The sequence below is a fragment of the Kribbella sp. VKM Ac-2566 genome (genome assembly GCF_004366005.1).
GTDB lineage: Bacteria > Actinomycetota > Actinomycetes > Propionibacteriales > Kribbellaceae > Kribbella > Kribbella pratensis.
The window spans coordinates 338,323-363,567 of record NZ_SODT01000008.1 but is presented as its reverse complement, the minus strand read 5'-3'; the positions used below and the strand labels follow the sequence as shown (position 1 = coordinate 363,567).

The 25,245-nt window shown below is 68.4% G+C and carries 24 protein-coding genes; 15 read left to right on the top strand and 9 right to left on the bottom strand.

Going from position 1 to position 25,245, the window contains the following annotated elements:
• Positions 1-18: 18 nt before the first annotated feature.
• Positions 19-1,824 (bottom strand): DEDD exonuclease domain-containing protein, encoded by a 1,806-nt coding sequence (locus EV647_RS04755; RefSeq protein WP_133998938.1) that lies wholly within the window; start codon positions 1,822-1,824, stop codon positions 19-21.
• A 174-nt stretch (positions 1,825-1,998) separates the two neighbouring features.
• On the opposite strand from EV647_RS04755, the gene EV647_RS04750 reads away from it, so the two are divergent.
• From EV647_RS04750 to EV647_RS04720, 7 genes are all read left to right on the top strand, one after another.
• The gene (locus EV647_RS04750) at positions 1,999-3,306 is read left to right on the top strand and encodes an NYN domain-containing protein (RefSeq protein ID WP_133998935.1); all 1,308 of its coding nucleotides are present in this window, start codon (positions 1,999-2,001) and stop codon (positions 3,304-3,306) included.
• Between the two features lie 119 nt (positions 3,307-3,425).
• A complete protein-coding gene (locus tag EV647_RS04745; protein WP_311136370.1) occupies positions 3,426-3,656 on the top strand; it encodes a hypothetical protein in 231 nt (76 codons plus the stop codon).
• Positions 3,657-3,869: 213 nt separating this feature from the next.
• A complete protein-coding gene (locus EV647_RS04740; RefSeq protein ID WP_133998932.1) occupies positions 3,870-4,931 on the top strand; it encodes a C40 family peptidase in 1,062 nt (353 codons plus the stop codon).
• A gap of 88 nt (positions 4,932-5,019) precedes the next feature.
• A complete protein-coding gene (locus tag EV647_RS04735) occupies positions 5,020-6,504 on the top strand; it encodes a hypothetical protein (RefSeq protein WP_133998929.1) in 1,485 nt (494 codons plus the stop codon).
• The gene (locus EV647_RS04730; protein WP_133998926.1) at positions 6,497-7,744 is read left to right on the top strand and encodes a M48 family metallopeptidase; all 1,248 of its coding nucleotides are present in this window, start codon (positions 6,497-6,499) and stop codon (positions 7,742-7,744) included. Before EV647_RS04735 ends, EV647_RS04730 begins: the two co-directional genes overlap by 8 nt.
• Complete coding sequence (locus tag EV647_RS04725; RefSeq protein ID WP_133998923.1) at positions 7,741-8,859, top strand: glycosyltransferase family 4 protein; 1,119 nt, start codon at positions 7,741-7,743, stop codon at positions 8,857-8,859. The genes EV647_RS04730 and EV647_RS04725 overlap by 4 nt, the downstream gene beginning before the upstream one ends.
• Positions 8,860-9,088: 229 nt before the next feature.
• On the top strand, positions 9,089-10,249 hold the full coding sequence (locus EV647_RS04720; RefSeq protein ID WP_133998920.1) for an alanine--tRNA ligase-related protein: 1,161 nt from the start codon (positions 9,089-9,091) through the stop codon (positions 10,247-10,249).
• Here EV647_RS04720 and EV647_RS04715 read toward each other — a convergent pair.
• From EV647_RS04715 to EV647_RS42815, 3 genes are read right to left on the bottom strand one after another with little or no spacing between them, the layout of a single operon-like run.
• A complete protein-coding gene (locus EV647_RS04715) occupies positions 10,242-11,213 on the bottom strand; it encodes a DMT family transporter (RefSeq protein WP_133998917.1) in 972 nt (323 codons plus the stop codon). The two genes, EV647_RS04720 and EV647_RS04715, sit on opposite strands and share 8 nt — an antisense overlap.
• A gap of 39 nt (positions 11,214-11,252) precedes the next feature.
• Positions 11,253-11,924: a DUF1345 domain-containing protein gene (locus EV647_RS04710; RefSeq protein WP_202876039.1), complete on the bottom strand. Its 672-nt coding sequence runs from the start codon at positions 11,922-11,924 to the stop codon at positions 11,253-11,255.
• Positions 11,925-11,950: 26 nt separating this feature from the next.
• The gene (locus EV647_RS42815; protein WP_238177032.1) at positions 11,951-12,928 is read right to left on the bottom strand and encodes a DUF5937 family protein; all 978 of its coding nucleotides are present in this window, start codon (positions 12,926-12,928) and stop codon (positions 11,951-11,953) included.
• Between the two features lie 67 nt (positions 12,929-12,995).
• Here EV647_RS42815 and EV647_RS04700 point away from each other — a divergent pair, with 67 nt between their 5' ends.
• Positions 12,996-14,198, top strand: a complete 1,203-nt coding sequence (locus tag EV647_RS04700; protein ID WP_238177031.1) for an MFS transporter — start codon at positions 12,996-12,998, stop codon at positions 14,196-14,198.
• Here the strand turns inward: EV647_RS04700 and EV647_RS04695 are convergent.
• A complete protein-coding gene (locus tag EV647_RS04695; RefSeq protein WP_133998907.1) occupies positions 14,158-14,898 on the bottom strand; it encodes an SDR family oxidoreductase in 741 nt (246 codons plus the stop codon). The genes EV647_RS04700 and EV647_RS04695 overlap by 41 nt on opposite strands.
• A gap of 70 nt (positions 14,899-14,968) precedes the next feature.
• On the opposite strand from EV647_RS04695, the gene EV647_RS04690 reads away from it, so the two are divergent.
• Positions 14,969-15,841 (top strand): LysR family transcriptional regulator, encoded by an 873-nt coding sequence (locus EV647_RS04690; protein WP_133998904.1) that lies wholly within the window; start codon positions 14,969-14,971, stop codon positions 15,839-15,841.
• Here the strand turns inward: EV647_RS04690 and EV647_RS04685 are convergent.
• On the bottom strand, positions 15,838-16,698 hold the full coding sequence (locus EV647_RS04685) for a helix-turn-helix transcriptional regulator (protein ID WP_133998901.1): 861 nt from the start codon (positions 16,696-16,698) through the stop codon (positions 15,838-15,840). The genes EV647_RS04690 and EV647_RS04685 overlap by 4 nt on opposite strands.
• 101 nt (positions 16,699-16,799) lie before the next feature.
• On the opposite strand from EV647_RS04685, the gene EV647_RS04680 reads away from it, so the two are divergent.
• The 3 genes from EV647_RS04680 to EV647_RS04670 are packed head-to-tail and all read left to right on the top strand — an operon-like array spanning position 16,800 to position 18,645.
• Positions 16,800-17,213, top strand: a complete 414-nt coding sequence (locus EV647_RS04680; protein ID WP_133998898.1) for a cupin domain-containing protein — start codon at positions 16,800-16,802, stop codon at positions 17,211-17,213.
• Positions 17,210-17,584, top strand: a complete 375-nt coding sequence (locus tag EV647_RS04675) for a DUF2255 family protein (protein WP_133998895.1) — start codon at positions 17,210-17,212, stop codon at positions 17,582-17,584. The genes EV647_RS04680 and EV647_RS04675 overlap by 4 nt, the downstream gene beginning before the upstream one ends.
• Before the next feature lie 23 nt (positions 17,585-17,607).
• Entirely contained in the window at positions 17,608-18,645 is a 1,038-nt protein-coding gene (locus tag EV647_RS04670) for an alcohol dehydrogenase catalytic domain-containing protein (protein WP_133998892.1), read from the top strand.
• Here the strand turns inward: EV647_RS04670 and EV647_RS04665 are convergent.
• Both EV647_RS04665 and EV647_RS04660 read right to left on the bottom strand, forming a co-directional pair.
• Entirely contained in the window at positions 18,642-19,646 is a 1,005-nt protein-coding gene (locus tag EV647_RS04665) for a LacI family DNA-binding transcriptional regulator (RefSeq protein WP_133998889.1), read from the bottom strand. The genes EV647_RS04670 and EV647_RS04665 overlap by 4 nt on opposite strands.
• Positions 19,647-19,656: 10 nt before the next feature.
• Entirely contained in the window at positions 19,657-21,387 is a 1,731-nt protein-coding gene (locus EV647_RS04660; RefSeq protein WP_133998886.1) for a glycoside hydrolase family 36 protein, read from the bottom strand.
• Between the two features lie 177 nt (positions 21,388-21,564).
• Between EV647_RS04660 and EV647_RS04655 the strand changes: the two genes are divergently transcribed.
• The 3 genes from EV647_RS04655 to EV647_RS04645 are packed head-to-tail and all read left to right on the top strand — an operon-like array spanning position 21,565 to position 24,725.
• Positions 21,565-22,917 (top strand): ABC transporter substrate-binding protein, encoded by a 1,353-nt coding sequence (locus tag EV647_RS04655; protein WP_133998883.1) that lies wholly within the window; start codon positions 21,565-21,567, stop codon positions 22,915-22,917.
• A 3-nt stretch (positions 22,918-22,920) separates the two neighbouring features.
• On the top strand, positions 22,921-23,823 hold the full coding sequence (locus tag EV647_RS04650) for a carbohydrate ABC transporter permease (protein WP_133998880.1): 903 nt from the start codon (positions 22,921-22,923) through the stop codon (positions 23,821-23,823).
• Positions 23,820-24,725, top strand: a complete 906-nt coding sequence (locus tag EV647_RS04645) for a carbohydrate ABC transporter permease (protein ID WP_133998877.1) — start codon at positions 23,820-23,822, stop codon at positions 24,723-24,725. Before EV647_RS04650 ends, EV647_RS04645 begins: the two co-directional genes overlap by 4 nt.
• Before the next feature lie 51 nt (positions 24,726-24,776).
• Here the strand turns inward: EV647_RS04645 and EV647_RS41875 are convergent, their stop codons facing one another.
• A complete protein-coding gene (locus tag EV647_RS41875; protein ID WP_370342332.1) occupies positions 24,777-25,202 on the bottom strand; it encodes an STAS domain-containing protein in 426 nt (141 codons plus the stop codon).
• Positions 25,203-25,245: the final 43 nt, after the last annotated feature.

Here is a 25,245-nt window from a genome sequence, read left to right as displayed (position 1 = left end):
CGTCGCCGTCGTCGAGGCCTAACCAACCCGAGCAGGGCCCAGCGGGCGGAGGTTGCGGCGGCGTTCGGTGGGGTGCTTGTGGTTGTCGGTGTGCGAGTTGTCGAGGCGCGTGAGGTGCCGCCCGGCGCCGCCGACCGGGCAGGTCCAGGTGCCGTCCATCTCGACCAGGCGGATGCCCGGGAGCTCGAGCCAGCGCAGGATCAGCTCGATCTCCTCCGGTGACGCCGCCGCGACCGGCCCGATCCCGGGCAGCACCGTCTCGGCCGAAGCGCGCAGCATCTCCAGATGCGGCCGCGGGTCGGTCCCACGCGGGCTGAACCCGGCCGCCGCGAGTCGCCCGCGCCGGATCACGTGCAACTCCCAGCCCCCGTCGTCGGTCCGCCTGGCGGCACAGATCTCGGCGCATCCGGTGAGCGACGCCATCCGCTGCATCCGCGCCGAGCTCCGCACGAACGCGCTCAGCCGGTCCCGATGGACCGCGGCGTCCTCGAACCGCTCGTCCGCGGACAGTACGTCGATCCGCCGGTCGAGCGCGTCCACCACGGGTGTCGGGTCCACGGTCAGCGCCGACCGCAGCGCCTCGACGAACTCGCCGTACGAATCCATCGAGATCCGCCCGTCGCAGGGCGCGACGCAGCGACCCATCTCGGCCAGCACGCACGGCGACAACTGCGGGTGCCTGGACATCCGCGCGGTGCACTGCCGGATCGGGAACGCCTCGTGCAGCGCGGCCATCGCCCGCTCGGCCGTCTTCCGCGAGCTGAACGGCCCGAGGTACCCGGCGTCGTCGTCGCGCACCTGTTTGACCAGCGACAACCGCGGAAACGGTTCGACCGTGACCTTCAGCCAGTGCTGCCGCTCCGGGAACTTGGACCGCCGGTTGTACCGCGGTTTGTGTTCCGCGATCAGCCGCAACTCCCGTACCTCGGCCTCCAGCGGCGTCCCGCACTCGATCCCGCGGACGGCCGTCGCGATGCCGACCATCTCGCCGATCCGGTTCCTGGTCTCGGAGGCGGTGAAGTACGAGCGGACCCGCGTGCGCAGGTCCTTGGACTTCCCGACGTACAGCACCTCGCCGCGGTCGTCGGTGAACAGGTACACACCCGGTGCGTGCGGCAACGACTCGGCCAGGTGGCGCTTGGCCCGGACGGCCGGCGCGACCCGCGACGAGAACGTCTGCAGGTCCTCCACCGTTTGCACGCCCAACGACCCGACCCGCTCGAACAGCCCGTGCAGCACGTCGACGGTGGCGCGGGCGTCGGACAGTGCGCGGTGGTTCGGCGTGGTCGTGGTCCGGAACAGCTTGGCCAGCGTGCCGAGTTTGCAGTTCGGCGCCTCGTCCGGGGTGATCACGCGACGCGCCAGCAGCGCGGTGTCGACGACCGCGAAGTCGGGCCAGTCGTACCCGTGCACCAGGCTCTCGTGTTTCAGGAAGCCCATGTCGAACGGCGCGTTGTGGGCGACCATCACGCAGCCTCGCGCGAACTCCAGGAACGCGGGCAGCACCGACTCGATCCGGGGGGACGTGGCAACCATCCCGTTCGTGATGCCGGTCAGTACGGCGATGAACGGCGGGATCGACTCCGACGGGTTCACCAGCGTCTGGAACTCGCCGATCACCTCGCCGGCCCGCACCTTGACCGCGCCGATCTCGGTGATACCGCCCTCGCCCGGCGGATTGCCTGTGGTCTCCAGGTCGACGACGCAGAACGTGACGTCCCGCAACGGCGTCCCCAGGTCGTCGAAGCTGTGCTGCACACCGCGGATCGGCAGCAACGGATGCGCTACGGAATCCTGGGCCGGCGCATGCCCTGGGCTGGTCATGGCCACGACGCTAAGAGCCGCCACCGACAATTCCGCAGGTGACACGCCTGCGAGTCGACTAGGCTCTCTGTATGCGTACACAGGCGATCACCGCGATTCCGGGCCGGATGCCCGTTCGCTGTGGTCTGCGTCACTGGCCCAGCCAGCTCATCGTTCCGGCCGGACTGCGGACCGGTGACTGAGGCCGGCACCGCCGCGAGCTCCGCCGCTACGACTTTGCCTGAACCGGTCCGGCAACGCGTCCTGACCCTCGCCGCGCACGCACTCGGCCAGCTGCCCGCGTCCGACATCCCCGCGCCGCTGCGCCGGTTCGCCAGTTTCGCGCCGGCGAAGCGGGCGAAGCTGTCCGCCTCGGTGCTCGGGCCGATCCTGGAGACCGACGACCATTTCCGCCGGCTCACCGCCTTCGAGGTACGGCGGGAGCACCCGGAGCTCGGCGATGCGGTGGCCGACGGTGTCGCCGTACCGGCCGCGGATCCGGTGGAGGTCGCCGCGCTCGCGTACCTGTTGCGCCCGGACGACTGGGAGCAGCGCGTCGCCGCGGCCGCACAGGTCCCGGTGGAGAATCCGCGCGCTGACGAGGAAGCCGTCAACCGGCTCGCCGACCAGCTCGACCAGGCGCGCACCGAGACCCGGCAGGTCCGCGAACGGCTTCGTGAACAAGTCAACGAGCTCAAGGCCGAGAACGTCACGCTCCGGCGCAAGCTCAACGAGGCACGGCAGCGGATCACCGGCCTGCAGACCGAGGTCGAGCAACGCACCAAAGAGGCCGAGAGCGCCGACGAACGCGTCGACGCGGCACGTGCCGAAGTCGAGCGTGAACTGCGCAAGCTCCGCACCCGGATCACCGAACTGGAAGCGGTCGAGCACGCGGCCCGGCGTACGGCGGGACAGGAGCGGGAGCTCGCGTCGACGCGCACCCGGCTGTTGCTCGACACGGTGCTCGAGGCAGCGAGCGGCCTGCGCCGCGAGCTGGCGTTGCCGCCCGGGGGAGAGCTCCGTCCGGCGGACACCGTGGCCGGCTCCGAGCCCGACGCGGCCCCGGTCGGACGTACGGCGCCTGAGGACGACCCGGCGTTGTTCGACGAACTGCTGGCGTTGCCGCAGGTGCATCTGATCATCGACGGCTACAACGTGACGAAGACCGCCTGGCCGAACTCGCCGTTGCACTCGCAGCGTCAGCGACTCGTCACAGCTCTGGGTGCACTGGTCGCGCAACGCCGGATCGAGGTCACTGTGGTGTTCGACGGCGCCGAACTGTCGGGGCCGGTGCAGCTGAATCCACCGCGTGGTGTGCGTGTGCGGTTCAGTCCGGCCGGGGTGATCGCCGACGAGGTGATCCGGCAACTGGTCCGCGCCGAGCCTCCCGGCCGCCCGGTGGTGGTCGTCTCCACCGACCGTGAGGTTGCCGAAAGCATCATCAAACTCGGCGCCCGCGCACTGTCCGCGAGCAGCCTGACCGCACGCATCGCACGCACGTAGGCCCTGGCGGGCAACAAAAACTGTCGGCGGGGTTCTCTAGCGTCCTTCTCAGCCGGATGCAAGTCCGGGTGCTTCCCCACTTGGAGGATGTTGTGCTGATCGACTGCGACGCTTGTGTGATGAAGGGCCCGGGGTGCCAGGACTGCGTCGTCACGGTGGTGCTCGGATTCTCGGAGGAACGGTCCGGCAGCCTGCGCATCGACGACGACGAGAAGGCCGCCCTGGACGCGCTCGCGGACTCGGGCCTGGTCCCACCGCTGCGCCTCGTGCACGCGGTCAGTAGTGTCGAGCCGGACATTGCTGCCGAATCGCCTGCCGGAGAAGACGAAACGGCCGTTGGGTCAGGGTGATCCTTCGTAAATTTTGGATCAAACCCGAGGGGCGAATTGCACTGGTCACGAAACGGTCACTACTGTTACCTCTCGTTGCCTCAGGGTGTCGGCCGCTCCGGCCGACCGGGCAGCAGCAAGCCGAGAGAGTGATCCGGCGGATCCGTGGACAGCTGTCCGCGGCAGGCCTGGTCAACGGGGACGGCGCGAGCAGAGGAAGGGACCGACCGGGCTGTGTCCATCGGACGCATCAACCGCACCAGGGGAATCGCCCTCGCCGCCATCACCAGCACCGCTGTCGTCGCGGGAGTGATCTTCATCCAGGGAGCGGCGGACGCCGACCCGAAGCCCACTCTGGAGCAGGCGAAGCAGCAGATCGCCACGCTCCAGCACCAGGCCGAAGAGGCAGGTGAGTCGGCCAACGACCTACGCGGGCAGATCACCGCGTCGTCCGCCCGGGTGAAGGCCCTGCAGGCCGGTATCGCCAAGCAGCAGGCCCAGGTGGACTCGGTGAAGCGGCAGATCGGCTCCCTCGCGGTGGCCGGCTACCAGACCTCGGGCATCTCCACGACGGCGCAGCTGTTGCTGTCGAGCAACCCCGACCAGTTCCTCAGCCAGGCGTCCACCGCGCAGGCCTTCGCCGGCCAGCAGAACTCGGCGCTGCGTCGCTACCAGGTCGCGCAGGGCAAGCTGACCGACCTGCAGGCGAGCGCACAGACCGAGCTGGCCGCGCTGCATGCCGTGCAGGCGAAGCAGGACGCGCTCAAGGCTCAGCTCCAGTCCAAGCTCGACGCCGCCCAGAAGGTGCTCGACAAGCTCAGCGACGCCGAGCGCAAGCGGATCGAGGAAGAGAACGCCAAGGAGGCGGAGGAGGCGCGCAAGCAGCGCCCGACCCGTGACGGCGACCGGACCGGCGATGACAAGAACCTGCCGAACGTTCCGGCCAGTGGCCGCGCGAAGATCGCGATCAACGCCGCCCTGTCCCAGCTCGGTGACTCCTACGTCTGGGGCGCCGCAGGTCCCAACTCGTACGACTGCTCGGGCCTGACCATGTACGCCTGGGGCAAGGCCGGCGTTTCCCTCTCGCACTCGTCGAAGGCGCAGGCCGGCGAGGGCCGCCGGGTCAGCAAGTCCGAGCTCATGCCGGGCGACCTGGTCTTCTTCTTCAGCCCGATCAGCCACGTCGGCATCTACCTCGGCAATGGCCGGATCGTGCACGCTCCCCGTCCGGGTAAGAGCGTGGAGATCGCCCCGCTCGACGAGAACCCGTACAACACCGCGGTCCGTCCGGGCTGACCTGCGACGTTGACATACTCATCGGCTCCGGGGTTCTCCCCGGAGCCGATCCGTTTCACGGTGATGCCGTAGTGTCGGAGGAGGCCGGGTGTCCCGCCTGACTGGGGCAGGTGAGCAGCGAGGGGCCGAGGTGATCGACGAGCACGGCGATACGGTTCCGCTGCCGGTGATCCCATCGGCCAGTGACGCTGAGGAGCCGTTCGATCACCTGTCGGAGTCGTACGCCGACGGTCCGCAGCGCCCGCCGTTCGCGCCGATCCTGAAGAAGGTCGCGCTCGGTGTCGCTGTCTGCCTGGTCGCCGGTGCCGGGTACGCCGGGCTCGAGCACATCGCCAACGCCCCGGCCGACCCGAACGGCGTCGCAGCGCACCAGCCGTCGCAGTCCTCGCCGACCACGCCCGATCAGGCCCAGGCCGGCGTACAGCGGGCGGTCGCCGGCGAAGCGGTGCTGCAGAAGATGACCGACGCGGTCGGGAACGAGGACCGTACCGAGTTCCTGAACACCATCGACCCGAAGGCCACGGCGTTCCGGGCCAGCGCGCGGACGATCTTCAGCAACCTCAGCACGCTCCCGCTCGGTACCTTCCAGCTACGCTACGTGAGCGACGACAGCGCTGCCCTGACCCCGGACCGGCAGGCCGAGCTCGGCGGGACGCAGTCCTGGCTGGCGCAGGTCGAGGTCTCCTGGCAGCTCTCCGGGTACGACGTGAAGCCCGCGCGCGAAACCCTCCCGGTGACGTTCGTGACCCGCGACGGGAAGACGTACGCCGCCTCGTTCTCGGAGCGGTTCGTGGCGGGGCAGCGTCGGCCGGTCTGGGCGCTCGGCCCGATCGCCCTGGCCAAGGGCAAGCAAAGCCTGGTGATCAGCCTCGACTCGGAATCGGAGGCGAGAAGCTACGTTTCGGTCGCCGACAAGGCCGTCGAGTCGGTGACGAAGGTGTGGGGCAAGGGCTGGCGGCAGAAGGTGGTCGTCTACCTGCCCGCGAAACAGACCCAGATGGAAGGTGTCCTGGGCGCACAGCCGAACACGTACACCCAGATCGCCGCCGTCACGATGGCCGAGCTGGACACGCCTGCCATCGGCGCGCCGGTGCGGATCGTCGCGAACCCGAAGCTGTTCGAGGAGCTCGGCAAGCAGGGCCGGCGGATCGTGCTGACCCACGAGACCACGCACGTCGCGTCGACCGCGACCGCCTCGCCGGTGCCGTTGTGGCTCGCCGAAGGCTTCGCGGATTATGTCGCCTTCACCGCCGTACCCGTGCAGGACGAGTCGGCGGCGAAGGAGTTGTTCAAGGCGGTGCGTGCGGGGAAGGTGCCGGCCACCTTGCCGACCCCGGAGGCGTTCGCGGCGTCGGCGACCGAGCTGCCGCAGGCGTACGAGTCGGCGTGGCTGGCCTGCAGGCTGATCGCCGAGCGCGAGGGACAGGACAAGTTGGTGAGGTTCTACCGGGCGGTGCACGCGTCGAAGACCTCGGCCGGGCTGCCGGACGCGTTCAAGTCGGTGCTCGGGATGACCGAGGCCGAGTTCGTCGCGGAGTGGCAGAAGTACCTCGAGCGGCTCGCCGGTGCCTGAGAAACCTTCCAGTCCATGGGCGCCGCGCGCCGCGGGTGGACTGCTGGCGCTCGCGCTGGTCTTCACGATCGCGGTCACGACGCCGTGGCACCTGATCGACCTGCCGAAGCCGGACGCCGCGCTGGACTTCACGGCCGCGGAGATCGCCCGCCAGAACGCGTTCCGGCACGAGATCCTCCGCTGGTCGACGGCGTCCTGGATCATCTCGGTCGTGGTCCCGCTGGTGATCGGCTTGAGCCCGCTGGGCCGCCGGTTGTACGACGGTCTGCGCATCCGCTGGTGGTTCCTCGCCGTACCGGTCACGGTCGCCGGGATCGCCCTGATCACCAACCTGCTCACCGTGCCGACCGACGTACTCGCCCAGCGAGTCAGCCTGAAGTACGGGTTGTCCGTGGAGAACTGGCGGTTGTGGGTCTGGGACCGCGGCGTGAACTGGGCGATCACCTCGCTCGGGGTGGGGGTACTCGCGATTGTCCTGGTGGGGTTGGCGAAACGCCGGCGCCAGGGCTGGTGGTTGCCCGGGGCAATCGCCGGCGCGCTGCTCGTGCTGGGCGTGTCGTTCGCCTACCCGGTGCTGATCGAGCCGCGGTTCAACGACTTCACGTCGATGCCGGCCGGTGCCCAGCGCAACGACTTCCTGAAGCTCGCGGCCGAGGACGGCGTACCGCTCAAGGATGTGCTGGTCGCGGACGCGTCGAAGCGGACCACCGCCCTGAACGCGTACGTGTCCGGCTTCGGCTCGACCCGTCGGCTGGTCGTCTACGACACGCTCCTGAAGGACACGCCGCCCGCGCAGGTCCGGCTCGTGGTCGCGCACGAACTCGGTCACGCCGCCGAGGACGACGTACTGCACGGCACGTTGATCGGCGTGCTCGGTACGGCGTTCGGCATCACGGTGCTGTACTTGTTGCTCGGGGCCCGGATCGCGGACCCGCGGCGTACGGCGGTCTTGGTCGCGCTGATCGTGGCCGGTACCACGCTGGCGAGCCCTGTCCAGAATCTGGTGAGCCGCAAGATCGAGGCGCGTGCCGACTACCACTCGCTCCGCCTGACGGACGACCCGCAGGACTTCGTCGCGATGCAGCACGACCTCGCCGTCCGGAACATCTCGGGACTCGACCCGAGCGCCTGGCGGTACTGGATGTTCGCCAGCCACCCGACCGCGCCGGAGCGGATCGCGATGGGTCGTGCCTGGGCCGCCGAGAACGGCGGCAAGGTCCCACCGCTGGCTCGACGATGACCGTCCTGGTCGTCACCAACGACTTCCCGCCGCGCCAGGGCGGGATCGAGACGTTCGTCCGCTCGTTGTGCGACGAACTGCACCACGTCGTCGTCTACACCTCCCGCGAGCCAGGGGACACGGCGTACGACGCGACGCTGCCGTTCCCCGTGATCCGGGACCGGACGTCGATGTTGTTGCCGACGGCCCGTGTCACGAAGCGGGCCGTCGGGCTGATGCGTGAGTACGGCGCCGACCGGATCCTGTTCGGCGCGGCCGCTCCGCTCGGGTTGATGGGTCCGGCGCTGCGACGGGCCGGTGCGCGGCGGATCGTCGCGATGACGCACGGGCATGAGACGTGGTGGGCCGGCGTACCCGGGGCCCGGCGGGCGTTGCGGCGGATCGGTGATGCGGCCGACACGGTGACGACGGTGTCGTCGTGGTGTGCCGAACGGATCGCTCCGGCGTTGTCGCCGGCGGCAGCGCAACGGATGCGGAGGCTGACGCCAGGGGTCGACACGAGCCGGTTCGCTCCGGGATGTGGGGGAGAGCAGATCCGCGAGGGGCTCGGGCTGGACGGCCGTCCGGTGGTTGCCTGTGTGTCGCGGCTGATTCGCCGGAAGGGGCAGGACACGCTGATCCGCGCGTGGTCGCGGGTCCAGCGGTCGGTGCCTGACGCGCGGCTGCTGCTGGTGGGCGGTGGGCCGGACCGCGAATACCTCGAGGAGTTGGCGGTGACCGCCGGCGTGGCGGACGCGGTGGTGTTCACGGGGCCGGTTCCGTGGCCCGAGATTCCGCCGTACGTCGATGCTGCCGATGTGTTCGCGATGCCGTGCCGGACGCGGCGGTTCGGGCTGGAACCGGAGGCGCTCGGCATCGTCACGCTGGAGGCGTCCGCGACCGGAAAGCCCGTGGTGGTCGGGGATTCCGGTGGCGCGGCCGACACGGTGGTGCACGGTACGACGGGGTACTTGGTCGACCCGTACAACCCAGCTGCCGTAGGCGTCCGCCTGGTCGAACTGCTGACGAATGCCCAGGACCGTGCTGCCCTGGGGGCCGCTGGGCGGAAGTGGATCGAGGACGAGTGGACCTGGGGGAGGTCGGGCGCCGTCCTGCGGGAACTGCTGGACGCCTGACCCGGGGGTGTCGGGAAAGGGTGGACAGCGGATGGTGGAAATCGTGTACTCTGGCCGGCATGCACCGAATGTTCCGACTTGCCGCAGCCGTACGAGCTTCACGCTCTCCGGCTGCCGCGGCCTGACATTCTGAATCTTCCACCGGCGACCGGAAACGGTTCGCCGGTGTTGTTGTTTGAAGCAGCCCGGTGGTCTGGTTCCGGTCCTGAATTCGACAAGGACGAGAACCATGAGCATCAGCAGGACTTTCATCGACTTCTTCATCGACCGCGACCACGTCCCGACGACCGGGTCCACGCTCATTCCGCGGCTCGGCGATCCCGTGCTCTTCACGACCTCGGGGATGCATCCGCTCACGCCGTACCTGGAAGGCGAACCACATCCACTGGGACGCAGACTCGTGGGCATCCAGCGATGCCTGCGAACCACCGATCTCGACGAGGTGGGGGATCCGACCCACCTGACGGTGTTCGAGATGCTGGGCTCGTGGTCGCTGGGGGACTACGGCAGCACCGAGACTCTGCGCTGGGGGTACGAGCTGCTCACCACCCGGTTCGGCCTGGACCCGCGGCGGATGTACGTGACCGTGTTCGGCGGCGACGATCAAGTGCCGTTGGATCAGGAGTCGCTCCGCACCTGGCAGGAGCTCGGGCTACCGATCGAGCTGACCATCGACGACAACTGGTGGTCGAACGGCCCGACCGGTCCGTGCGGTCCGGACTCGGAGATCTTCGTGTGGACCGGCGACGGTGATGACAGGGAGCCGGAGGGTACGCCGACCACCGACGACCGCTGGGTCGAGGTGTGGAACCACGTGATGATGCGGTACCGCCGCCACGACGACGGCTCCCTCGAGGAACTCGAGCAGCAGAACATCGACACCGGTCTCGGCCTGGAGCGGCTGACGATGCTCCTGGAGGGCAGGCAGTCGGTGTTCGAGACCTCGCTGTTCGAGCCGTGGATGCGGATCATCCCGAAGCTCTGGACGCTGGACGAGCGCTCGCAGCGGATCGTCATCGATCACCTGCGGTCCAGCATCGTGATCGTCGGCGACGGCGTGCACCCGTCGAACACCGGTCGCGGGTACGTGCTGCGCCGGCTGATCCGCAGATTGCTGACAATCCTCTGGCAGACCGACGAGTCGCGGTCGCTGTCCGACCTGCCGATCGAGCTGTTCGAGCACACGCTCGGCCATTTCCACCAGGGCGAGACCGTGACGCTGATCCGGCGGATCCTGATCGACGAGGAGATCCGGTTCAGCAACCTGCTCGACCGCGGCCGCAAGGTGCTCAGCCACGAACGGTTCCACAAGTCCCTCGACGACACCGACTACGAATACCTGCACGAAACCCACGGTCTGCCGCGGGAACTGGTGGACTCGCTCAGATGACCGGATCCAGTACGTCGGAGGGGGAAGCGTCGGGAATCTCCGGAGACGCGACCTTCCCCACCGACGACTGGGCCACGAACGCGCCGGCAAGCACGATCACGCCGCCGATGATCTGGTTGGTCCGCAGCGTCTCGCCGAGCAGGATCAGCGCGAACACGCAGGCCGCCACCACCTCGACGTACGCGACCGCACCCGCGATCGGCGCCGAGAGCCGCTGCACGGCGGCAGCGCCTGCCAGGTAGGCGACGACCGTGCTCACCAGGATCAGCCACGCGGCCATCACCCAGCCGGGAGCGTGCCGCTGGCCGATCGCGATCGAGTCGACCAGCACGTGCCACGGCGTACCCCACGGCGCGGCGATCAGCGTCAGCACGACGGCGCCGACCACGCTGCCGGCCGCGGTCATGACGAGCGGATCCGCGGCGCCGGTCAGCTTGTCGATCAGGATGAAGTACGTCGCCTGGCACGCCGCCGCGCCGAGGCCGGCGAGCAGACCGATCAGGTCGATCCGCAACCCGGACCAGATCTCCGCCACCGTCGCGAGACCGACGACCGCGATACTCACTCCGATCGCGGCCGACCGCGGTACGGCGACCTTCTGGCCGAACTTCAGCCACGCCACCACCAGCACGGGCCCGGAGAACTCGAGCATCAGCGCCACGCCGACGGGCAACCGGCTGGCCGCGACGAAGAACAGCGTCTGGCAGCCGGCGATCCCGGTCAGGCCGTAGAGCACCAGCGCCTTCCAGGAAGCCCGCGCCGAGCGCAGCCCGGCGCGACCGCGGAAGACCAGCACGAGCGGAACCAGCACCGCGGCGGCGCCGAGGATCCGTAACCAGGCCGCCTGCTGCGGCGTGAAACCGGCGCCGATCAGCGCCTTCGCGAACGGGCCCGACCCGCCGAACGTGACCGCGGAGAACACCGCGAACCCCAACCCCACCGACTTCGAGCTGTACATGGCCATAACGCTCTCATGCCCATTACATCGCTGTCGAGGGTGATCTCAGAGGACATTCACCGCGCGGGCCGCGACGATCGCGACGGTGAGCAGCGCGATCGCCGACTGGATACCCATCAGCATCTTCGTCCGGGCCGTCAGCGGCATCGTGTCGGTCGGGCTGAACGCGGTCGCGGCGGTGAACGAGACGAACAGATAGTCGGTGAACCCGGGCAGCCAGCCCTTCCACCCCTCCAGGTCGACGGTCATCTGCGGGAACAGCAGATCCGCGCGCTCGGTCTCACGCTCGTGCTCGGGCGCCCGGGCGAACGGCCCGCCGCGGTCGATCTCCCAGTACCAGACTGCGAATGCGACCACGTTCGTCACCCAGATCAGCAGCGCGCTCTTGACCAGGACCTTGCCGTCTCCTGCTTCTCCGTTGTTCAGGAAGAAGATCATTCCGGCCAGGTAGTACGCGTTCACAGCGACCAGGACCGCGAGCAGGACGAGCTCGACCGACCGCAGCCAGGGCTCGTCGCGGCGCAGGTGGAACGGGTTCATCCACACCAGCGGCAGCAGCAGAAGTCCACCGAGCAAGGGCATGAGCCACCGCGGCAGCGCGTTGATCTGCGTCGGCACGAGCACCTGCAGCGCCAGAACCGCGACCACCGCCAGTGAGGCCGGCCAGCGCCGCGTGTGGCGGGTGCTGGGCGGACGCACCTTCGTCGGCTTGTTCATCTCAGCATTCTCGCGCCGCGTGCCTGTTATCCGACGGAGGCGTCGATGACGGCCTGTCCCACTTCCGTACGGCGGTAGTGGACCTGGTGACCGGTACGACGGCGTGTCGCGAGACCCGCGTCGTACAACGCCGACAAGTGTTCGGCGACCGTGGCGAGGGCGAGGTTGTACTGGGCGGCGAGCGCGCTGGTCGTGGCGGGTGGGTCGAGCGCTACGAGGAGGGTCGCGCGGGTGCGGCCGAGGAGGCGGGCCAGCGGGTCCGGTGGGGCAGGAGCGTCGGACCACAGGCGGGCCGCGCCGCGGGCCGGATAGACGAGCGTCGGGTGGTACGCCGGGTCGGCGACGATCACGAGGTACGGCCAGGCGAAGACCCCGGGAACCAGGAGGAGGCCCTGTCCGGCGAGATCGCGGTCCTCGGAGCGGTACCGGGCGGCGATCAGACGGTCGTCCTCCCAGTCCAGGGTCGGGTGCAGATCGTCGAACAGCCCGGCCAGGCCGCCGTCGGTCAGCTGCTGACCGCGGTACGCGATGTCGTCCTCGAGGACGCGGCTGATCAACGGCCAGTCCGGCTTGATCAGGGTCTCCCAGGCGCCCTCGATCTCGTCGGCGAGCCGCGCGCGGGTGCCGGCCAGATCGTCCAGCATCTTGTCGATCTCCGGCGCTCCGGGGTTCTTCAACTCCTCGCGTGACCGGATCAGTTCGGTGCGAACCGTCTCTAGCGGGGTACTACGGACGCGGGCGATCTCGGTCGCGAACTTCGCTCGGGAGGCCTTCGGCGGCGGGGTCAGGAAGTCCGGCGTGAAACCCACGCGGGGCTGCACCGCCTGCAGTCCGCGCAGGTCGAGTCGCGCTGCCGATTCCCGCTTCGCCGCGATCCAATCGGCGTACAACGGCCGGTGCTTCGATCCGTTCAGCACCCGCACCGCGGACATCGTCTCCCACAACGGAGACGCCCCGAACCGGCACCGCAGCGCGTCCGCCTGCGTGAACCGCAGTACCGTCACGAACCCGAACTTTCGGCCACAACCAAAACTCTACGCCGCCCACCCCGGACGCGTGCACTCTCGCCGCGTGAGGTCCTACCGAGCTGTACTCAGCCTTCCCGGCCTGCGCGCCGTGTACGCCGCCCACACCGTCTCGATGCTGGGGACTGTGGCGGCGCAGGTCGCGTTGTCCATCCTGATCTTCGAGCGGACCGGATCGCCGTTGCTGTCGGCCCTCGTCCTGGCCTGCTCGTTCCTGCCGTACGCCGTGAGTGGCGTGCTGTTCTCGTCGATCGCGGACCGATTCCCCGCGCGCCGGGTCCTGGTCGCGTGCGATGTGGTCAGCGCGGTGGCCATCGGACTGATGCTGATACCGGGAATGCCGGTGGGCGGCCTGCTCGGACTGTTGCTGGTGAGCGGGATCGTCGCGCCGATCTTCGCGGGCGCACGGGCCGCCAGTCTCGCGCATCTGTTGCCGGCCGATCTCTTCCCGGTCGGCAGATCCTTGCTGAGGGCAATCAGTCAGGTCGCGGTGCTGACCGGATTCGCGCTCGGCGGTATCGCGGTCGCGGTGGTCGGCGCGAACTGGCTGCTGGCGCTCGACGCGGTGACCTTCGTCGCGTCGGCGGTGCTGATCGCGACGGGTACGCCGTACACGCCGCCGGGGGAGCGCACGAGCAACACGGTCCGCGACTCGTGGACCGGGCTGCGGATGCTGTTCGCCAACGCCAAACTTCGCAACCTGATCCTGTTGACCTGGGTGGCCCCGGCGTTCTCGTCCGTCCCGGACGGACTGGCCGTCGCCTACACCGCCCAGGTCGGCGTCGCAGCCGCTGCCGCCGGCGCGTTGTTCACCGGGTACGCCGCCGGCAGCGTGCTCGGCGAGCTCGTCGTCGCGCGGTTCACCCCTTCCGCGCGGCGACGGCTCGTCGTCCCGTTCCTCCTGACCAGCCAGCTCCCCGCGATCGCGTTCCTGTCCACACCGTCGATCCCGGTCGCCGCGGTACTCCTCGCGATCTCCGGCACCGGCTACGCCTTCAACCAGGGCATCGATCCGCTGATCCTGCAGCACGCCGACCCGTCGTACCGCGGCCGCCTATTCACCGTCCAAACCAGCGGACTGATGGCCATTCAGGGCGTCAGTATCGCCCTGGGCGGCGTCGTCGGCTCCTTCGTCGCCCCAAACCTCACCATGGCAGCAGCCGGCATCCTCGGCACCACGATCACCTTGCTGATAGCCCGTCAGGCGCTCACCACGGGGCCACGTCGGCCAGTGACTCAGGTCCTCTGAAGACGCCGGTGGGTCCGTCGGCCGGGAGTGTTGCGAGAGCGACCGGGACGGCTGCTCCGTCGGCCACGGTTCGCTCGCCGCGTGGTACGGATGCCTGCGTGTTCAGGTCGGTTGGTACGAGGCCCGGTGTGGCGGCGTTCACCTTGATGTTGTCCGTGCGCAGGGCGCTTGCGTAGACCAGGGTCAGGGCGTTGAGCGCTGCCTTCGACGAGCTGTAGGCGAGCAGTCCTTGGGATGCGAGGCGGCCGTCGAGTTCCGAGAGGAGGTTGACCGAGCCGAGTCCGCTCGACATGTTCACGATCCGCGCGTTCGGCGATCGCCGCAGGAGCGGTACGAAGGCGTTGATCACCGCGACCACGCCGAACACGTTCACGTCGTACGCCGATCGAACCTGTTCGGCCGTGATGTCAGCGACCGCCGTACCCCACTCCGACACGATGCCCGCGTTGTTCACCAGCGCATCGAGCCGGCCGGAGTCGGTCTCGACCTGCTTGGCGGCCGCAGCGACCGACTCCACGTCGGTCACGTCCAGCTGGACAAACCGCACGTCGCCGGCCAGCTCCTCCGCGGCGCGAGCACCCAGCGCCGGGTTCCGTGCGCCCAGATACACCGTGAGCCCGCGCGCCGCGAGCTGGCGCACGATCTCGTGGCCGATGCCTTTGTTCCCGCCCGTCACCAGGGCGACTTCGTTCTGATTCATGCCTCCAGTCCAGCGCGGACCCACCCCCGCGGACCAACACCGATCAGGTGGTCCGCCATACCCTGGAGGTATGCCGGAACCCGAGATCCGCGAACTGCGGTATTTCCGCGCGGTCGCCGAAGACCTGAACATCACCCGCGCCGCCGAGCGTCTGGGGATTGCGCAGCCGCCGCTGTCCCGCGCGATGCGCCAGCTCGAGCACCGTCTCGGCGTCGACCTGTTCGACCGTTCCGGCCCTCGCCTCGCGCTGACCGAGGCGGGGGAGACCCTGCTCAAGGAGTCGGGGCCGGTGCTGGACGCGCTCGACTCGGCGGTACGACGGACGCAGCGGGCCGGCCAGTCGTCCGGAGGACTCGTGGTGACGGCGAAACCCGGTGTGGCCACGGAAGTGCTGCATCGGATTGTGACCGAGCTCCAGGATGAGCTGCCGGGTGTTCAGGTGGTGGTGAGCGGGTTCGGGGAGCAGGCCGACATGGTTCGGGACGGACGGGCGGATGTTGCGCTGGTGAGTCGGCCGTTCGACGACCACGGGCTGGAAACCGAGCTGCTGTACACGGAACCGCGGGTTGCCGCGCTTCCGGCGCGGCACGAGTTGGCGGCGCGGGAGGTGCTCGCGGCTGATGATCTGGCGGGAATTCCGGCGCCGCGGTGGAGCCGGGCCAATGTTGCTGAGCGCAACTACTGGTCGGCGCGGCCGGACGACTCGGTGGACGGGCCGATCGTGCAGGACTCGTCGCAACTGCTGGAGGTGGTCGCGTTCGGGCAGGCGGTTGCGCTGGTTCCGCAGTCCATGGCCGAGCGCAACATCCGGCCGGACGTCGTTTACCGCCCGGTGACCGACGTCGAGCCGTACCAGATGCTGGTCGTCTGGCCGGCCGGCAGTCGCTCCGCAGACCTCGCCAAGTTCGTCGAGGTGGCAGTCAGGCGGTCAGGTGCTCCCTAGTGCTGGGGTACCTCCGTGCTGGCGGCCCAGCTGGCGAGGAGTTTGAGGCTGTCGGCGGTCGGGCTGTCGACGGGAGCGACGTACACAACGAGGGTGAGTCCCGGGTGGGCGGGGAACTCCATCGCCTCGAACGTCAGGTCCAGGTCGCCGACGACCGGGTGGTGGAGCTTCTTCAGGCCGGTGCGGTGGAAGCGGACGTTGTGGGCCGCCCAGCGGGTGCGGAAGTCCTCGCTGCGGGTCGACAGCTCACCGATGAGTTCGATCAGCAGCTTGTCGTGCGGATTGCGCCCGGCTTCGGAGCGCAGCATGGCGGCGATGTCGTCGGCGACGCGTTCCCAATCCCGGAAGAAGTCGTGTGACGCCGGGTCGAGGTAGGCGAAACGGGCGCTGTTGGCGGGGCGCCGCGGGTCCGCGAGCAGCGGAGCGTAGAGCGCGCGGGCCATCCGGTTCGCCGCGAGCATGTCGTGGCGGGCGTTGCGGACCCAGGCCGGTGCATCGGTCACGGAGTCGAGCACGAGCTGGACGCTGGCCGGAACGGTCGCGGGCGCGGTCTTGCGACTGCGCGCGGGAGCCGGTTCGGCGGCGCGGGCGAGATCGAACAGGTGAGCACGCTCGGCGTCGTCCAGCTGCAGCGCGCGGGCAAGTCCTTCCAGGACGGTGTCGGACGCCCCGGCCAGGTTCCCGCGCTCCAGCCGCACGTAGTAGTCGATACTCATTCCCGCCAGCATGGCGACCTCTTCGCGGCGCAGCCCCTTGACCCGGCGGTTGCCGCCGTACGCCGGCAGACCCGCCTGCTCGGGCGTGATCCGCGCTCGCCTCGAGGCGAGAAACTCGCGGATCGCAGCTCGGTTGTCCATGCCTCCACCGTAGACGGGCCCCCGACCCTGAAGGAGGTACTGGCATTACCTGTAACAACAGTGACTCCCGCTGGTACGCGGCAGACCGTTCACTGGCAGACATGGAGAAACTGACGAAGCCCGCGACCGGGAAAGGCCCCGGCGACTGGTTCGTAGGCGAGGTCTGGTTCGACCAGATCTACAGCGGTGAGGAGCCGTCTCGTGCCCGCGTGAACGCGGTCCACTTCGCACCAGGCGCTCACACCGCCTGGCATGTGCACGCCATGGGCCAGACGCTGCACGTCACCGAGGGCGTCGGCCTGGTCGGTACCCGGGACGGACAGGTGATCGTGATGCGCCCCGGCGACACCGTGCACACCCCGCCGGGGGAGTGGCACTGGCACGGCGCGACCGCCGATTGCTTCATGACCCACCTGGCCATCTGGGAAGGCACCGGCAATCCCGACGTACCGGAGACGACCTGGGGTGAACACCTCACCGACACCGACTGCGAAAAGGCGGTGTCGGCGAGGTGAGTGGATGGAGCGAGCAGGAACTGGAGCGGGTCGGACGGGCGACCGAGCTGCAGGTCAGCTCCCGGCGGACCGACGGGTCTCTTCGGCCGTTCGTGACCATCTGGGTGGTGCGTGCCGGCGACGAGCTCTACGTCCGGTCCGCCTACGGCACCGACAACCCCTGGTTCCGGCGCGCCACGATCAGCGGCCGCGGCCGGATCCAGGCCGGCGGGATCGAGCGCGACGTCGTCTTCGAGGTCCCGGAGGGCGATGTTCACAGCGCGGTCGACGCGGCCTACCACTCGAAGTACGACCGGTACGGCCCACGGATCGTCGGCAGCGTCGTCGGACAGACCGCCGCGGCCGGCACCCTGCGTCTCCTCCCTGACTAACCGCAGACCACCGAAGGATTCTCATGCGAGCTACTTACATGTACGGCGCGGGCGATGTTCGTGTTGTTGACGTGCCTGAGCCGATCATCAAAGAACCGACCGATGCGATCGTTCGCGTTGTGCGGGCCTGTGTCTGCGGGTCCGATCTGCATCCGTACCACTCGATGGCGGCGACCCCGGACGGCAGTTCCATGGGGCACGAGTTCGTCGGTGTCGTCGAAGACACCGGTAGCGATGTGACCACCATCAAGGCCGGTGACTTCGTGATCGCGCCGTTCGCCTGGTCCGACGGCACCTGCGACTTCTGCCGTGAGGGTCTGCAGACCTCCTGCCGGCACGGCGGTTTCTGGAACGCCGGCGACGTCGGCGGAGGTCAGGCCGAGGCCGTCCGGGTCCCGCTCGCGGACGGCACCCTCGTCGCCGTACCGGTCGAAGAGACCTCACCGCTGATCCCGTCGCTGCTCACTCTGTCCGACGTGTACGGAACCGGGTATCACGCGGCGATCAAGGCGAACGTCGGCCCGCGTACAAGTGTGACGGTGATCGGCGACGGGGCGGTCGGCCTACTGGCCATCCTGTCCGCGAAGCGCCTCGGTGCCGAGCAGATCATCCTCATGGGCCGCCACACCGCCCGCACCGACCTCGGCCGTGAGTACGGCGCGTCAGATGTCGTAGCCGAGCGCGGCGAGGAGGGCATCGCCCGCGTACGGGACCTCACCGGCGGCGACGGTACGCACGTCGTACTCGAAGCGGTCGGTCACCGGCCCGCCTACGACCAGGCGGTCGGCGTTGTCCGGGCCGGCGGCGTCATCAGCCGCGTCGGAGTACCGCAGTACAGCGATGCTCCGGTCGGGTTCTCCAGCCTCTTCCGCCCCAACATCACCCTCACCGGCGGCCCCGCGCCTGCCCGCGCCTACATCGAAACCCTGCTCCCCGACGTCCTCGCCGGCAACGTCGACCCCGGCAAGGTGTTCGACAGCGAGGTCGCACTCGCTGACGTGGCCGACGGATACCGCGCGATGGACGAACGCACCGCGCTCAAGGTACTCGTGAAGCCTTAGGCGCTCGAGCGGACCACCAGCGGTGCCGTGACGAGCCTGCCTGGCTCGTCCGGCTCGCCGCTGATCTCCCGCAGGGCGCGGTCGAACAGGCAGGCGGCGATGTCCCGCAGCGGGATCCGGGCGGTCGTGAGCGGCGTGTCGAGCATGCTCGCGAACGGGAAGTCGTTGAACCCGGTGACCGCAACGTCCTGACCGACCGTGATCCCGCGCCGCTGCAGTGCCCGCATCGCGACCACCGCGAACGCGTCGTTGTCCGCAACGAAAACGTCCGGCGGGTCCAATTCTTCGACGTACGCCGCTACCGCCTCGAGCGAACCGAACGATCGCGCAACCGTCGACGGGAACTCCCGGACGAACCCGTCCCGCCGCTGATGCACCCACGGCAGCGGACTGTCCGTCGCCAGGTACACCGCCCGCTTCCGGCCGGTCGACCGCAGATGCGCGGCGACGCCGGCCATCGACGACTCGTTGTCCACGTCGACCCAGCACTGCCGATGCTCGGGCCCGGTCCGCCCGAACGCCACGAACGGGAACCGCCGGCGGCTGAGGAAATCGATCCGCTCGTCGTGCGGCATCGTCTCCGAGACGACGATCGCGTCGACCTGCCGCGCCGCGATCAGCTTGTCGTACAGCACGATCTCGGTCGCGTGGTCGACCGGGGTCTCGACAACATGGACGCCGTACCCCGAGATCGCGGACGCTTTGACCAGACCGCCGAGCAGGCTGTGCAGGAACCCGCCCAGGCCCGGGTTGTCGTCGTCCACGAGGTCGTCCTCGAAGGACATCGGCAGGCCGATCACCTGGCTGCGCCCGGACGACAACGCGCGGGCAGCGTGGTTCGGGATGTACCCGAGTTCCTGGATCGCGGCGCGCACGGTCCGGACGGTCGGTGCCGCTACGCGGTGTGGCGCGTTGAGCACGTTCGACACCGTCATCGCAGACACCCCGGCCAATCGGGCGACGTCCGCGACAGTCGTACGCCGCGGCTTCTCGTCAGCCAACCGTTCCCCCTTAGTCCCACACGATCCGGGCCGACCCACCCACCGGAACGTCGATCGTCCACACCTCAGGCGGAGTCGTCGTCTGCCGGTGCACCTCGCGGCCCGAACAGTCCGACACTACGAGGTCGACAAGCCGGTCGCACGCACCTTCGACGTGCAGTCGCCGCTCGGCGCCACCGTTCACCACGACGGTGCACGACTCCTGTACCCGCACGACAGGATTCGTGTACACGGCAACCACCGTTTCCGTCGCACCGACCGCACGAACCTGCGTGTACCGCGCATCCGGTCGCGACGGCATCAGTACGCCGTGCAGCAGTGCGTCGGCGTGATCGCGCAGGAACCCGAGCCAGTACCGGACCACTTGCTCGTGTTCGGGTGGCAACGCGTCCAGCTCCATCGACACCTGCGGCGTACTGAACAACGCGCCGATGAAGTGCTGCGCGACGTTCTCCGCCGACGCCGACGAGTGCCACATCAGCATGTCGGAGTGCACCGCCCGGTCACCGGCGAGGAGGCGGCAGTCGATCGTACGGACACGGTTCTCCACCGCGTCGAGCGCGCAGTCGCCGGCGCGCAGGAACGTGCCGAACTGCCAGAGCCTCGGGTGCACGTAGTCCTGACGGAACTCGATCAGCACGTCGGGCCGCAGCTTCCGTAGCTCGTCGGTGACGGTCTGCAAGAACCGCTCCACGCCTTCGTCGACGGAGGAGCAGTCACCGCCCGGTGCCGGAGGGACGCTGCTCCGCGCCCAGGAATCGATGAAGTCGATTTTCAGGCCGTCGACGCCCCAGTCACGCACTGGACGAACGCAGCATTCCAGGAGGTGCTCGCGGACCTCGGGGTAGCGGGGGTCGAGGACGGCGGTCACCTCGCCGTCGGCAAAGCCGAGTGTGCGGTCCTTCAGCTTGTCCCAGGCCTTCGAGTGCACGCCGATCAGCGGCGGCGCGATCCACAGCACGTACTGCTGGCCGAGCGCGTGCACGCGACGTACATGCTCGGCCATGTCGGGGAACTTGTGGCTGGTCGGCTCCCAATCGCCGCAGTACGCGTACCCGCGGCGCGTGTCGTCGGTCTGCCAGCCGTCGTCCACGATGACCGCCTGGGTGCCGTACGCCGAACCCGCGCGAGCGTGTCGCTCCACCGACTCGGCTGAGACGTGCTGGTGGTCGCTGTACCAGGTCGAGTACATCGCCTGTCGCGCGACCGGCGGCACGTCGGCGATCCGGTCGCCCAGCTCGGCCGCCCACTCCGTCGTCACGGCACGCAACGCCTCGGCGAAGTGCTGGGCCCGCAGATCGATCCGCAGAGCGAAGCCTTCGCCCTCGAGATCCGTCATGGTCAGCTCGATCAGCTGTTCCGCGGTCTCCTCGCTCACCCCGACGGCGAAGTCACACCCATGGACGTTCGACGACAAAGAGACTGTGGCGATCGCCCTGTCCTGTCCGTTGACGAGGGACGCGACCGGGGCCGAGCGGACGGAGCGGACCTCGCGGTGCGAGCCCCAGTCCGTGGGGAGGTTGCGCCGGGAATCCTGCATCGGCCGCCAGAGCGTCACGGCATCGTCGGCCGGCCAGGTCCAGCGCAGCGTCACGGGTCCGCCGGCAGCCACGTCGGGCGTCACGTCGTACCGGAGCACACCGGGCTCGGCCGCCGGACGCGGGGTGATCGTGCCGAGGCCGGTCAGGCTTCCGGTCCGCACGGTGCGACCGTCGGGGGACCGGATCTCAAATGTCGTCACGGGCCGGACTATAGCGGTAAAACTAAATGCTCCGGAGGTATTGACGGAATTGCCTTGCGTCTCTAGGTTTTACCGCTAATATCCGCCTTCTTCGAGGAGCCGCCGGGCCGGCTCTCAGCTCCGACCTCGCCGGTGTGGCCGTCTGCCGAAAACCGAACCATGAGAAGGAGAACTGTCATGCCGATGAATGAAGGGCCCTTCGGGCGACCGATTACACGTCGTAGTTTCCTGGCCAGTGCGGCCCTTGCCGGAGTGGGGTCGAGCGCAGTGCTCACGGCCTGCGCCGGCGGTAGCGCGGGCGGCACCTCGGCCGCCGGCAAGGACGGCGCCGGCGGCGCGGGAGGCAAGGGCGGCACCGTGACCTGGGCCTCCTGGGCGAACCCGGGCGAGGCCGAGCGGTTCCGGCAGATCTCGAAGGACTACGAGGCCGCGCACGGGACCAAGGTCACCTTCCAGGTGGTGGTCGGCGACTACGGCGCCAAGCTGCTCACCCAGCTCGCCGGCAGCAGTGCTCCGGACGTCTTCTACGTGCAGGACTCCGGCATGCAACGGCTCATCCAGTCCAAGAAGGTCGCCGATTTCACCGAGTTCACGTCGAAGCCGGACGCGCCGGTCAAGATCGACGACCTGTATCCGAACCTGATGGGCTGGTGCAAGCCTGCCGACGGCAGCCCGGGCACCTACGGGCTGGTCGTCGACTGCAACCCGATCGTGTTCTGGTTCAACAAGGACATGTGCGAGGCCGCCGGCATCACCAAGAACCCCGCGCAGCTGCACGAATCCGGCGGCTGGAACCGGGACGCCGTCGACGACTTCCTGACCAAGATCAAGGCCACCGGCAAGCGGGGCATGGTGCTGGAAGGCGGCTTCGGCCCCATGCTCAGCTGGATGACCGCGTTCGGCGGCAAGGTCGTCGAGGGCAACAAGATGATCTTCAACGAGGACGCGAAGTCGATGGAGACCCTCGAGTGGCTCTGGGAGGGAATGGCCAGCGGCAACATCACGTACGGCGGGTCGCTGCCGAAGGGGCAGGCCATCGACGCCCTGTTCTACAGCCAGCAACTCGCCAGCTGCCAGGTGGGACGCTGGATCCTCCCGAACCTCAAGAAGCTCAAGTTCGGCTACGACATCGCGCCGTTCGCGTCCGCCGACGGGAAGACCGTCCCGCCGGTGATCGTCTACACCGCCGCCATGGCCGTGAACGCCAAGGCCAAGGACCCCGAAGCCGCGATGTACTTCGCCACCCGGTTCGTCAACAAGGACGGTCAGAAGGCCCGGCTCTCCGGCGGAGGCAACGCCGTGCCGTCCGTCTCGGGTCTGGACGAGGTCGTGCTGGAGAACAAGCAGCCCGAGCACTGTGCCTGGTTCACGGACACCGCCAAGAACGGCTACGCCATCCCGTCGGCCATCGCGTCCAAGGCGGAGGTCGGAGCCAACCTCGGCACCGAGATGGACAAGTCGATCAAGGCCGGCGACAGCGCGAAGGTGTGGGCCGACAAGATCTGCAAGTACATCAACAACGGGAAGTGAGACATGGCGCTCGCAGTCGATGTGAAGCGCAGACGGCGGACCGAAGCGCTGTGGGGATACGCCTTTCTCACCCCGCAGCTCATCGGCCTGATCGCCTTCATGGTGGGTCCCCTGGTCTTCGCCATCGTGCTGTCGTTCTCGAGCTGGGACGGATTGGGTTCGCGCACGTTCGTCGGGCTGCAGAACTTCATCGGTGTCTGGCAGAACGAGCAGCTGCGGCAGTCCTGGCTGAACACCGCGTGGTTCACCGCCCTCCAGGTCCCCGGACTGCTGATCACCGGCTTCTTCTTCGCGTTCTTCATTCAGAAGGCGGGTCGGTTGACGCCGTTCTACCGGATCTTCTTCTTCGCGCCGCAGGTCACGTCGACCGTCGCGGTGGGCGCCATCTGGCTCTGGCTGCTGAACCCTGAGATCAGTCCCATCAGCGCGCTGCTGAAGTCGCTCGGGGTGCCCAACCCACCTGACTGGCTGCAGGATCCGGGAACAGCGATCCCTGCGATCGTCCTGGTGTCGATCTGGCAGGGCCTCGGCTACATGATCGTGATGTTCGTCGCCGGTCTGCAGAACATCTCGCCCACCCTGATGGAGGCCGCCGACATCGACGGCGCCTCGGAATGGCAGAAGCTGCGCAAGATCACCGTGCCGCTGCTGTCGCCGACCATCCTGTTCCTGTCGATCACCTCGATCATCGGGTCCTTCCAGGTGTTCGACTACATCTACTTCTTCTTCGACACCACAGCGCCGGCGAACGCCCACACGATCGTGTACGACATCGTGAACATCGCCTTCCGTGAGTTCAAGTTCGGGTTCGCCGCGGCCATCGCGGTGTACCTGTTCCTCGTCCTGCTGGCCCTGACCGGTCTCCAGTTTCTTGCTCAGAAGAGATGGGTGCATTACACCGAATGACTTCCTCATCAAGCGAGATCGCCGCCCGGGACCTCGAGGCGGCGCGTCGAAAGAATGCTTCTCATGGCCTGGGCGGGGGGCGGTTCAAGCCGTCCTGGATTCCGCTGCACCTGCTGCTGGTCGCGGGCTCGCTGGTGATGTTCGTGCCGTTCCTGTGGATGTTGTTCTCGGCCATGAAGCCGTTGGACGAGATCTTCGCCCAGCCGCCGAAGCTGCTGCCGAAGGTCTGGCAGCCGCAGAACTTCGTCACCGCGTGGCAGGGCGCCGACTTCGCGCGCGCGTACCTCAACAGTGTCTATATCGCCGGCCTGGTCACGGTTTTCACCCTGATCACCTGCTCGATGGCCGCCTACGCCTTCGCGCGGATCCGTTTTCCGGGTCGGAAAGTGATCTTCGGCGTCTTCCTGGCCACCTTGATGGTTCCGTTCCAGCTGACCGTGATCCCGCTCTACGTCATCATGGGGCAGCTCCGCTGGATCGACACCCATCTGGCGCTGATCGTCCCGCCGTCGTTGTTCAACGCCTTCGGCGTCTTCCTCCTGCGCCAATATGTCCGCGGCATTCCGCTGGAGCTGGAGGAAGCCGCCTCGATCGACGGCGCGGGGCGGGTCCGGATCTTCACGACCATCATCCTGCCGCTGCTGCGTACCCCACTCGTGGCGCTCGGCATCTTCGTGTTCCTCGGGCAGTGGAACTCGTTCTTCTCTCCGCTGATCTTCCTGAACAGCGATCGGAACTTCACGATTCCGCTCGTGGTCAACCAGTTCAAGGGCGCCTACTCCTCCGACTGGACGAGCCTGATGGCGGCCACGACCATGGCGGCGCTGCCGATGCTGCTGATTTTCATCATCGCCCAGCGCCAGATCGTGCAAGGTATCGCTCTGTCCGGCTCCAAGACCTGACAGGTATCGCACGTCCGGCATCAGCCCGTCGGGCGATGCCGGACGTGCGAACTACGTGGCGTGGGAGGTGAGCCCGCTGATCGCCGGCCGGTACGCCGGGAGCGCTTCCGCCAAGGTGGGATAGTGATCGAGCGGCCGGCCGGCGCCGGTGGCACGGGTGAGGTCGGCCAGCCACTGGCCGGCTCCGGAGGCGCGCAACCAGCCGCCGTGCCGGACCGCCAGTTCGTGCGCGTCGGCGAGAACGTCGAGGCCGGTGGCCTCCATCGCCGTGACGCGTCGCAGGTCGACGACGAGGCGCGGCAGCTTGGTGGTGATCACGTGCTGGAGTTCGTGCGCGAAAGTGGGGGCGGTCCGGACGTCGACGGTGCCCGCCACCCGGACGACCGCACAGTCGCCGACAGCGCTCCAGCTACAGACGAATGGTCCGCTCGCCGCTGCCGGTCGGTGGGCGGACCTGATCGCACGGGGTGGATTCATGCGTCCCAGTACCCCGCGGCTAACCTGCGCTGCGGGCACGTCG